Origin of the sequence: Sphingorhabdus sp. EL138, assembly GCF_900258045.1 — a bacterium.
Classification (GTDB): Bacteria; Pseudomonadota; Alphaproteobacteria; order Sphingomonadales; family Sphingomonadaceae; genus Parasphingorhabdus.
Genome location: NZ_OGVD01000004.1, coordinates 960,354 through 969,544, shown reverse-complemented (window position 1 = coordinate 969,544; position 9,191 = coordinate 960,354). Strand labels below are relative to the sequence as shown.

Annotated in this window: 10 protein-coding genes; 5 read left to right on the top strand and 5 right to left on the bottom strand. The window is 49.9% G+C overall.

Annotation, left to right across the window (positions count from 1 at the left end; all coding sequences use genetic code 11):
- Positions 1 to 61 precede the first annotated feature (61 nt).
- A complete protein-coding gene (gene clpX, locus DK507_RS14585; RefSeq protein ID WP_109357061.1) occupies positions 62 to 1,333 on the top strand; it encodes an ATP-dependent Clp protease ATP-binding subunit ClpX in 1,272 nt (423 codons plus the stop codon).
- Positions 1,334 to 1,387: 54 nt separating this feature from the next.
- On the opposite strand, the gene DK507_RS14580 is transcribed toward clpX, so the two are convergent.
- A complete protein-coding gene (locus tag DK507_RS14580) occupies positions 1,388 to 2,368 on the bottom strand; it encodes a GlxA family transcriptional regulator (protein ID WP_109357060.1) in 981 nt (326 codons plus the stop codon).
- 70 nt (positions 2,369 to 2,438) lie between these two features.
- On the opposite strand from DK507_RS14580, the gene DK507_RS14575 reads away from it, so the two are divergent.
- Complete coding sequence (locus tag DK507_RS14575; RefSeq protein WP_109357059.1) at positions 2,439 to 3,164, top strand: DJ-1/PfpI family protein; 726 nt, start codon at positions 2,439 to 2,441, stop codon at positions 3,162 to 3,164.
- Positions 3,161 to 3,562 (top strand): RidA family protein, encoded by a 402-nt coding sequence (locus tag DK507_RS14570; RefSeq protein ID WP_109357058.1) that lies wholly within the window; start codon positions 3,161 to 3,163, stop codon positions 3,560 to 3,562. Before DK507_RS14575 ends, DK507_RS14570 begins: the two co-directional genes overlap by 4 nt.
- 122 nt (positions 3,563 to 3,684) lie before the next feature.
- Here DK507_RS14570 and DK507_RS14565 read toward each other — a convergent pair whose 3' ends face one another.
- The 4 genes from DK507_RS14565 to DK507_RS14550 form a co-directional block, all read right to left on the bottom strand.
- Positions 3,685 to 5,208 carry an NAD(P)/FAD-dependent oxidoreductase gene (locus tag DK507_RS14565; protein WP_109357057.1) on the bottom strand — a complete coding sequence of 508 codons (1,524 nt, stop codon included), beginning with the start codon at positions 5,206 to 5,208 and terminating at the stop codon, positions 3,685 to 3,687.
- A 127-nt stretch (positions 5,209 to 5,335) separates the two neighbouring features.
- Positions 5,336 to 6,040 (bottom strand): monofunctional biosynthetic peptidoglycan transglycosylase, encoded by a 705-nt coding sequence (mtgA, locus tag DK507_RS14560; protein ID WP_109357056.1) that lies wholly within the window; start codon positions 6,038 to 6,040, stop codon positions 5,336 to 5,338.
- Positions 6,041 to 6,125: 85 nt separating this feature from the next.
- A complete protein-coding gene (gene rpoH / locus DK507_RS14555) occupies positions 6,126 to 7,034 on the bottom strand; it encodes an RNA polymerase sigma factor RpoH (protein ID WP_109357055.1) in 909 nt (302 codons plus the stop codon).
- Between the two features lie 74 nt (positions 7,035 to 7,108).
- Positions 7,109 to 8,062 carry an RluA family pseudouridine synthase gene (locus tag DK507_RS14550; RefSeq protein ID WP_109357054.1) on the bottom strand — a complete coding sequence of 318 codons (954 nt, stop codon included), beginning with the start codon at positions 8,060 to 8,062 and terminating at the stop codon, positions 7,109 to 7,111.
- A gap of 16 nt (positions 8,063 to 8,078) precedes the next feature.
- On the opposite strand from DK507_RS14550, the gene DK507_RS14545 reads away from it, so the two are divergent.
- Both DK507_RS14545 and DK507_RS14540 read left to right on the top strand, forming a co-directional pair.
- A complete protein-coding gene (locus tag DK507_RS14545) occupies positions 8,079 to 8,510 on the top strand; it encodes a Mov34/MPN/PAD-1 family protein (protein WP_109357053.1) in 432 nt (143 codons plus the stop codon).
- 27 nt (positions 8,511 to 8,537) lie between these two features.
- A complete protein-coding gene (locus DK507_RS14540; protein ID WP_109357052.1) occupies positions 8,538 to 9,176 on the top strand; it encodes a histidine phosphotransferase family protein in 639 nt (212 codons plus the stop codon).
- Positions 9,177 to 9,191: the final 15 nt, after the last annotated feature.

Sequence of the window (9,191 nt, the reverse complement as noted above, 5' to 3'; positions counted from 1 at the left end):
GGTAGCATTTTGTATTTTGGAAGTTAGATTGCAGTTTCTAGCCCAGTTTTAAGGACTTTTTATGACGAAATTGACGGGATCTGATTCGAAGAGCACTCTTTATTGCTCTTTCTGCGGAAAATCCCAGCATGAAGTTCGCAAGTTGATTGCCGGACCAACCGTATTCATCTGCGACGAATGTGTTGAGCTGTGCAACGACATTATTCGTGAAGAAACCAAGGGCGCAATTACCGGCAAAAAAGATGGTGAAGTACCATCGCCTCAGGAAATCTGTGATGTACTGAACGATTATGTTATTGGTCAGGATCGGGCAAAACGTGTTTTGTCTGTGGCGGTTCATAACCATTACAAACGTCTCAATCACGCCGCGAAATCCGGCGATATCGAGCTCGCCAAATCAAATATCCTGCTCGTTGGACCAACGGGCTGCGGTAAAACGCTATTGGCGCAAACTTTAGCAAAAACCTTCGACGTGCCTTTCACCATGGCCGATGCCACGACATTGACCGAAGCAGGCTATGTAGGCGAAGATGTGGAGAATATCATCCTCAAGTTGCTGCAATCTTCCGATTACAACGTTGAGAAGGCGCAGCGCGGCATCGTTTATATCGATGAAATCGACAAAATCAGCCGCAAAGCGGAAAATCCGTCCATTACCCGCGATGTGTCGGGAGAGGGCGTTCAGCAGGCCTTGCTGAAGCTTATGGAAGGAACGACTGCCAGTGTTCCTCCACAAGGCGGTCGCAAGCACCCACAGCAGGAATTCCTGCAGGTCGATACCACAAATATCCTGTTTATCTGTGGCGGCGCTTTTGCTGGTCTGGAAAAAATCATCGGTGACAGGCTGGAAGCCAAATCCATCGGCTTTGGCGCCCATGTCGCTGCGCCCGAAGAACGCAAGGTCGGTAAATTATTGGCCGAAGGTGAACCAGAAGATCTTCTCAAATTCGGTCTGATTCCGGAATTTGTTGGTCGTTTGCCGGTTATAGCAACGCTGGAAGACCTCGACATCGACGCGCTGGTTCAGATTCTCCAGGAACCGAAAAACGCGCTGGTCAAACAATATGCGAAATTGTTTGAACTGGAAGATGTTGGACTGACTTTTACCGAAGATGCCCTTGTTGCCATCGGCAACAAGGCGATTGAGCGGAAAACCGGCGCACGCGGTTTGCGTTCTATCGTTGAGAATATCCTGCTCGACACCATGTTCGATCTTCCTGATCTGGAAGGCGTTGACGAGATTGTCATCGATAAGGATGTGGTCGCCGGCACGAAAGAGCCGGTGAAGGTGATTGCGAAGAGCAGTAAAGCCAAAAAAGAAGATGCGGCTTAACTCTTAGGGTATCAAAGTCGAAAAAACCGACGCTTTCCCACTGATTATTATCAGCTATTTTCTTGAGTCTTGGATTTTCCAATGATTGCGAAACATGGCAGGAGAAATGGCGAATTGCTTCTTAAAGGCTTTTGAGAAAGCTGCTCCATCAGAAAATCCACAGATTTCACCGATAATTGAAATAGGAATTTTTTCATCCTGTAAAAAATTGCGGGCATGGTCCAACTTCAATTCAAGTGCCAATTTTGCCGGTGTTCGGCCAAACTGGGACAAGCATTGACGATGAAATTGACGCTCACTCAAACCCATTTCGTTTGCCATATCGGCGACGCTTGTTGTTTCGGTAATCCGACCTTCTAACCAAGGAATCAGCCTATCTAGATTCGGTCCGGTTTGCTTTTGGAGCGTTAACGGAGTCGAATATTGCGATTGGTTGCCCGGACGTATGACGTGGACGACGATATCCCTTGCAACTTGGAGTGCGGTTGTTTCGTCAATATCTCGTCTGACCATAGCCAAAGCAAGGTCAATACCGGTTGTTACACCAGCGGACGTCCAGATTTTTCCATCCTCAACGAAAATCGCATCTTTGTCGATATGCGCCTTGGGAGCCTGTTTGGTCAAATGACCTATCGCGGACCAATGTGTCACGGCTCGTTTATTGTCCAAGAGGCCGAGATGAGCGAGCATAAACGAACCGCTACAGACTGAAGCAACCCGGCATGCAAGTGATGAGGCCTCGGTCAGCCATTTCAGAAGTACCTCGTCAGCAATTGCCGCAAGAATGGATCTGGCGACACCTCCAGGTATGATGATGATATCGGTACTTTGTACCTTTGGCAGTGCATTAAGCTGAAAATTGAGACCGTTAGAGGCTCTTACACTTGGGGAAGTTCCAACATAGTGAATCTCGTAACTGCCCGGTACGCGAATGCTCGCGATTGAGAATACGTCAGCAGGTCCGACGAGGTCCAACATCTGTAGACCTTCAAATCCAATAAAAAGGATACGTTTGGTTTTGGCAGAAATAGACATATCAATGTCATAACAGACATCTATTATCCGGTCTATCCATCTGTTCAGAAGATTTCAAGGAGTGAATTTGATGAAAATCCAGATGTTTATTTATCCCGGCATGACCTTACTTGACCTTATTGGCCCACTCCAAACATGGAGCCAATGGCCGGGTGCCAAGTTTCAATTGGTGGCACAATCTGTTGGCTCGATACCGACAGACTGCGGGCTAAGCGTGAATGCTACGCATAGCTTCGATGAAGCTTGGGCCCATCCCGATATCTTATTTGTGCCTGGCGGGACGACAGGAACTTTTGCACTAATGGACAATGAAGACGTGCTCACATTTCTTGAGCAGCGTGGCACCAACGCAAATTGGGTAACGAGCGTCTGCACCGGATCCATTGTGCTCGCTGCGGCAGGTTTGTTAACCGGGTATCGTGCAACTTCGCATTGGATGGCGAAAGATATGCTCCCCGCTTTTGGGGTAGAAGTCGCAGAGGGCCGTTGGGTGATTGATCGGAATCGCGCATCAGGCGGCGGTGTCACTGCTGGCATTGATTTTGGTCTCGCGCTTATGGCCCATATTTCCGGTGATGAAAAACTGGCTCAACAAGTACAATTGGCAATGGAATACTCCCCTAGTCCTCCATTCTCATCAGGTACACCCGAAGAGGCATCGCCAGAAATTCTAGCAGCTGTGACGGGGTATTTTAACTCTGAGGATATTGAGAATCGTACCGAGCTTATGCTTGGTGCGGCCAATCGCCTCCAAGAGTTCAACAGTAATCGGGACAGCTTGGAGAGCATGAAATGAAACGTATTGAGCCAAATGCAGCTAACCAGCCTCAGACCCATGCGAACGGTATTCTATCTGGTGATGATTTGTTCATTTCCGGTCAGATAGGTGTCGACACATCAACCGGTGAGACTGTTCAAGGCATTGCAACACAGGCGGCCGTCGCACTTGCTAACCTTGTTTCCGTAGTGGAAACCGCTGGCGGTGGTGTAGGTGATATAGCAAAATTGACAATTTACGTTGCCGACATGGTGAAATTTCATGCCGAGGCGGAAGAATTTATGACAGCCTTTGACGATGTTTTCGGAGATGATTATATTCCAGCTATGACATTGGTAGGTGTAACGGTCCTGATGTCTCCGGACTATCTTGTTGAGATTGAGGGACATGCCAAAATTGGAACGGGCACCCGATGAGCATGCTGATGGACTTCCATGACCCTAGTGGGCTGGATCTCAGTATGGCATCAGACTTACGGTTCCTAAATCTAAGGAAGTTCCTCATAAACTATGAATATTCTGTTCATGAGTGACGGCTGTCAGGCAACCTCAACCTTGCTCGTTTCTATTTTTGCTTCAGCCGAGCCATAGACAAATTCCGGTCCATCAAGGTCAATAGCCGGAAGTTCCTCTCTTTCGCGCCAGTAATCCTGGGTATGTTGCCATATTGGCTTTGCGCCTTTACGCGGCATTTTTGCCATTCCGCGCTGGAGATAACCGGGATTGAAATCTTCGGTATCAATCCATTGCTCAATTTCCATATCCTTGTCTTCGGGGCGCAGTGACACTTTCACACTTTTCGCACCCTTTACATCCATATGCTTCAGCAAGCGGCAAACGAAATCACCAAGCAGGTCAACTCTTAATGTCCAACTCGCCCGGAAATAGCCAAATACCCACAACAGATTGGGAATATCAGTAAACATCATCCCGCGATACGTGATCGTGTCGGCCCAATTGACCGGATCGCCATCAATCGCGAACGGAATATCGCCAAGCACGGACAGATTGAACCCAGTTGCCGTAATAACGATATCCGCCTCCAATTCGTCACCGGATTTGAGCAGGATACCTTTTTCCGTGAATCGATCTATCTCGTCGGTGACCACACTCGCAGAACCTGCCGCAATGCCTTGAAACAGGTCACCGTCAGGAATAAAAGCAACACGCTGCTGCCATGGGCGATATTTAGGCGTAAAATGCTTTTCGATGTCGAAATCGGGGCCCAGATATTCACGCGCCAGCGCCAGAAGCTCTTCTTTCATCACCTCTGGTTCTTCCTTACATCGGCGGATCAGATCTTGTTGATCAAACAGCGCCTTTTTGCGGACAATGGAATGAATCAGCTCTTCGTCCAGTTCAATCTCACGCAAGGTATCAGCCAATTCATTGGCATTCTGCGCCGGCCAGAAATATGTTGGTGAACGCTGCAGCAAAGCGACATGTTCACATTCGCCGGCAATTGCGGGAACCAGTGTTGCTGCGGTCGCACCGGATCCGATCACCAGAACGCGCTTGTCTTTGAGGTTGGTATCTTCGGGCCATGTTTGCGGATGGATGATCTGGCCGCGATAGTCAGACATACCGTCCCACTCAGGAGTATATCCTTTGTCATGGCTATAATAGCCTTGGCACATCCAAAGAAAATTGGCCGTGTAGTTCTGTTTTTCACCATGATCATTGACGGTGTCGACCGTCCACAAACTGTCCTCGCTCGACCAGCTGGCATGCGTAATCGTTTGACCATAACGAATATGGCGGTCAATCCGGTTTTCCTCGATCACTTCACCCATATATTTCAGAATCTCTTCACCAGAGGCAATTGGTGCGGACGTCCAGGGTTTGAAGCGATAGCCGAATGTATAGAGGTCACTGTCGGACCGGATACCGGGATATTTGTGAGTCAGCCATGTGCCACCAAAACTGTCCATTTTTTCCAGTATGAGATAGGATTTATCGGGACACTGATCCTGCATGTGCCAAGCCGCCCCAATGCCTGAAATCCCTGCACCCACGATTAGTACGTCTATATGATTGCCTTTGGCATTCTGTTTTCCACTCATGTCCTCATCCCATAATTTATGCGCACTGGCTTTTGCCAATTCAGATTAACAATTGCGCAAACTGGAAAATTGGACATTGATCTCTATCAAACAGCCTACAGCGGGTGTGAGTTCTGATCAAAAATGGCTATTTATAAACGCACTTATCCAAACCCTGACGTTTCACCACATTAATCCTTGCGGCGATCGTATTGCCGTAGCGCCGGGTAAAGCCGCTGGCACCGTTTACAGCGCGCTTTTTTGGCAAGGGCAGGGCGGCGGCTATGCGTGCGGCCTCAATTTTCGTCAGTTCAGAAGCGTCTTTCTTATAGTAACGCTGGGCACCGGCTTGCGCCCCATACGTCCCGATTCCCGTCTCGGCAACGTTAAGATAGACCTCCATAATCCGCTTTTTCCCCCAGATTTTCTCGATCAGAAACTTGAAATAGGCTTCCAGGCCCTTGCGGAAATAGCCGCCGCCCTGCCAGAGGAAGACATTCTTGGCGGTTTGTTGTGATATCGTGGAACCGCCGCGGATGCGACCGCCCTGGGCGTTGCGCTTCATGGCCGAGCGTATGGCTTCGCGATCAAAGCCGTCATGGCTGCAGAATTTGCTGTCTTCAGCAGCGATTACAGCCCGTGTCAGATTGGAGGATATCGATTCCAGCGGTTCCCAATCCTTGGTGATGCGGTTGTTGTCCATGATCATCGTAGCCGTGATCGGGGGTGGCAAGAATGCTATGAGTCCCACCCAGGCAAACGTTATCAAAAGGAAATAGACTATCAGCTTGAAAAACAGCTTAATGAGGCGCGAGGGCAGGGTTTTTGATTTTCGGCGAGATTTTACAGCCATGGTCACCAAATAATGAAAAAGCGCCCCGAAAACAAATGCTGTTTCAGGGCGCTAAAGACTTTAGAAATTCTCGGAAGTTGAAGAATCAACCTGCTGTAAGCAGTTGTTTTTCTCCAGCAATACGCAGCATCGCTTTTTGTAGCTTCTCAAACGCGCGTACTTCAATCTGTCTGATCCGTTCGCGGCTGACTTCATAGACCTTGCTCAGGTCTTCCAGCGTCTTGGGGTCTTCCGACAAACGGCGCTCAGCAAGAATATGCTGTTCGCGTTCGTTCAGCGATTCCATCGCCTCGGTCAGCATATCATGGCGGAAATCGGCTTCCTGCGCGTCAGCAATCTGCTGGTCATGCAGCGGCCCGTCATCTTCCAACGTGTCCTGCCACTGGCCGCCATCGCCATCTTCCGACAATGGCACGTTCAGCGACGCATCGCCGCCCATGGACATGCGGCGGTTCATATTGACTACTTCATGTTCAGCCACGCCGAGATCGGTGGAAATCTTGTTCACATCTTCAGGTGACAAGTCGCCATCTTCAAACGCTTCAAGGTTATTTTTCATCCGGCGCAGGTTGAAGAAAAGCTTCTTCTGCGCGGCGGTCGTGCCCATTTTCACGAGGCTCCAGCTCCGCAATACATATTCCTGTATCGACGCGCGGATCCACCACATGGCATAGGTTGCCAGGCGGAAACCTCTATCGGGTTCAAATTTCTTCACGCCCTGCATCAGGCCGACATTACCCTCGGAAATCAGGTCCGAGACGGGCAGGCCGTAGCCGCGAAAGCCCATGGCGATTTTTGCCACGAGTCGCAGGTGGGACGTTACCAACTGGGCAGCCGCTTCCTGATCTTTATGTTCAGAATAGCGTTTTGCCAGCATATATTCTTGTTCGGGTGTTAATAACGGAAATTTACGTACTTCCGAAAGATAACGGTTCAGGCTCGCGTCCCCCCCTAAGGCAGGGATTTTTGCCGGAACATTGCTATTATTAGCCATTTTTGTTCCTTCTCTGGTTTGCCGCCGGGCCTCATCAAGCACCCATTGGTCTCATTCCATATAGTATCTAATATCTATACACGCAACTTACTGAATAGTTCCTGCATATCGGGTGGAAAGTTACAGTTAAATAACAATTTTTTCCCCGTTATGGGGTGAACAAATCCAAGAATAGCAGCATGTAGTGCCTGGCGGCAAAATCGAATATCTTTTCTGCCGGAAAGCAATGATTTTCGACGAGTACCATATAGCGGATCGCCGATAAGACTATACCCGATATGGGACATATGGACCCTTACCTGATGGGTGCGTCCGGTTTCCAACGTACATTCCACCAAAGTGGCACCATTTAGCGGCTCTTTGGTCGTATAATGTGTAACTGCCGTCTTTCCCTTATCATCGCCGACCACGGCCATTTTCTTGCGATCTGTATTGCTGCGACCGATATTGCCTTCAATCGTTGCCGAATGCGGATTCGGTCGACCGTTGCATATCGCAAGATAACGGCGCTCGATATCATGGGCTGCGAACAACGCGGTCAGACCCTGATGCGCTTTGTCTGTTTTGGCCGCCACCATCAATCCGGAAGTATCCTTATCTATCCTGTGGACAATGCCAGGCCGCGTAACACCACCAATACCGGACAATTGCCCTTTGCAATGATGTAGCAGGGCATTGACCAATGTTCCGTCGGGGTGCCCGGCAGCAGGATGAACAACCAGTCCAGCAGGTTTGTTCACGACGATCAGATGATCATCCTCAAAAACAACGTCCAGAGGGATATCCTGCGGTTGTGCAGGGCCTTCAATCGGTTCGGGAACCGTCAGTGCGAATGTTTTGCCCGCACATTTCTTGGATGCGGGATCAGTGCAGGTGGCTCCATCAATCAGCAAATTGCCGTTTGTGATCAGATTTTTGATCCGTTCCCGCGACAAATCATCCAGAAAGCCAGCCAAGGCCGCGTCGAGACGCTGTTTCTTGTCGGTTTCTGGCACGATACCGGATTTTATGGATTGCCCCGCTGTCATCGCCTAGATGTGGGCTATGAGACTGGTCATATCAAGCGCGATATTGGGCGATTTGCAGCAACTTGCCCTTGAAATGGCTCCTGAGGAGGCTTGCGGGTTGCTCTTTGGCGATAATGGGACAGTTTCGCACTTTAAGGCGACGCTAAATATCGCGGAAAATCGCCTCCGGCATTTTGAAATCGACCCCGCTGATCTAATTGCTGCGGAACGAGCGATGCGGAACGAAGGGCCCAAAATAATCGGCTATTTTCATTCACACCCGTCCGGTGATGTGGAACCGTCAGAAACAGATGCTGCTATGGCGGCGGCAGATGAACGGATATGGCTTATTATCAACGGTGAGGAAGCAGCCGCATGGCAGGCAACCCAAAAGGGCGAAATATATGGTCGCTTTGATCCAATCACCCTTGATTGCCAAAGCACAAAAGGCCAAACAGCCGAAAATTGAGTTTTCACAAGTTAAGGGCCCATTCCCATGTCTCAATCCGGTGTCGATCTCGCTGCATTGCTTTGTTCAAAATTATGTCATGATCTGTTGAGCCCGGTTGGTGCAATCAACAATGGTCTGGAGTTGCTGGAAGACGAAACGGACCCTGAGATGCGGGACCGTTGTCTGGATTTGCTTGCGGACAGCGCCCGGGCATCGGCGGACAAACTGAAATATTTCCGATTGGCCTTTGGCGCCGCGGGCGGTTTCGGCGACGACGTCGATCCTGCCGAAGCAAAACAGCTGGTCGAAAGCCTGGTCGGCGATCAAGGTAAAATTACGCTGGGTTGGGCTGTTCAGAGCGGAACGCTGCCGAAAAAAGCGATCAAGATTCTTTTGAACCTGGCCCTTATAGCCCGGGAAGCGCTGGTGCGCGGAGGGCAACTGGATGTTGGTGCGGAGCAGGGCGATAATGGTATCGAAGTTGTGGTCCGCGCTGAAGGACCGAAAATCGCATTGGATGACGGTATTCGTGCGGCATTGGAAGGCACGTTGCCGCAATCGGAATTGACTGCCCGTACAGCTGCAGCTTGGATGTCCCGTGAACTGTCATGCGAGAATGGCGGTGACCTGCGGGTATCGCCCGATTCCGGTACAGAACTCTTGCTGGGCGCGATTGTCGCCTGATAAAAGGGACTGAAG

What these genes read in the sequence shown, in the direction of transcription:
- clpX (WP_109357061.1), top strand. Translation starts at nt 62, where the DNA reads ATGACGAAATTGACGGGATCTGATTCGAAGAGCACTCTTTATTGCTCT.
- DK507_RS14580 (WP_109357060.1), bottom strand. Translation starts at nt 2,368, where the DNA reads ATGTCTATTTCTGCCAAAACCAAACGTATCCTTTTTATTGGATTTGAA.
- DK507_RS14575 (WP_109357059.1), top strand. Translation starts at nt 2,439, where the DNA reads ATGAAAATCCAGATGTTTATTTATCCCGGCATGACCTTACTTGACCTT.
- DK507_RS14570 (WP_109357058.1), top strand. Translation starts at nt 3,161, where the DNA reads ATGAAACGTATTGAGCCAAATGCAGCTAACCAGCCTCAGACCCATGCG.
- DK507_RS14565 (WP_109357057.1), bottom strand. Translation starts at nt 5,208, where the DNA reads ATGAGTGGAAAACAGAATGCCAAAGGCAATCATATAGACGTACTAATC.
- mtgA (WP_109357056.1), bottom strand. Translation starts at nt 6,040, where the DNA reads ATGGCTGTAAAATCTCGCCGAAAATCAAAAACCCTGCCCTCGCGCCTC.
- rpoH (WP_109357055.1), bottom strand. Translation starts at nt 7,034, where the DNA reads ATGGCTAATAATAGCAATGTTCCGGCAAAAATCCCTGCCTTAGGGGGG.
- DK507_RS14550 (WP_109357054.1), bottom strand. Translation starts at nt 8,062, where the DNA reads ATGACAGCGGGGCAATCCATAAAATCCGGTATCGTGCCAGAAACCGAC.
- DK507_RS14545 (WP_109357053.1), top strand. Translation starts at nt 8,079, where the DNA reads ATGAGACTGGTCATATCAAGCGCGATATTGGGCGATTTGCAGCAACTT.
- DK507_RS14540 (WP_109357052.1), top strand. Translation starts at nt 8,538, where the DNA reads ATGTCTCAATCCGGTGTCGATCTCGCTGCATTGCTTTGTTCAAAATTA.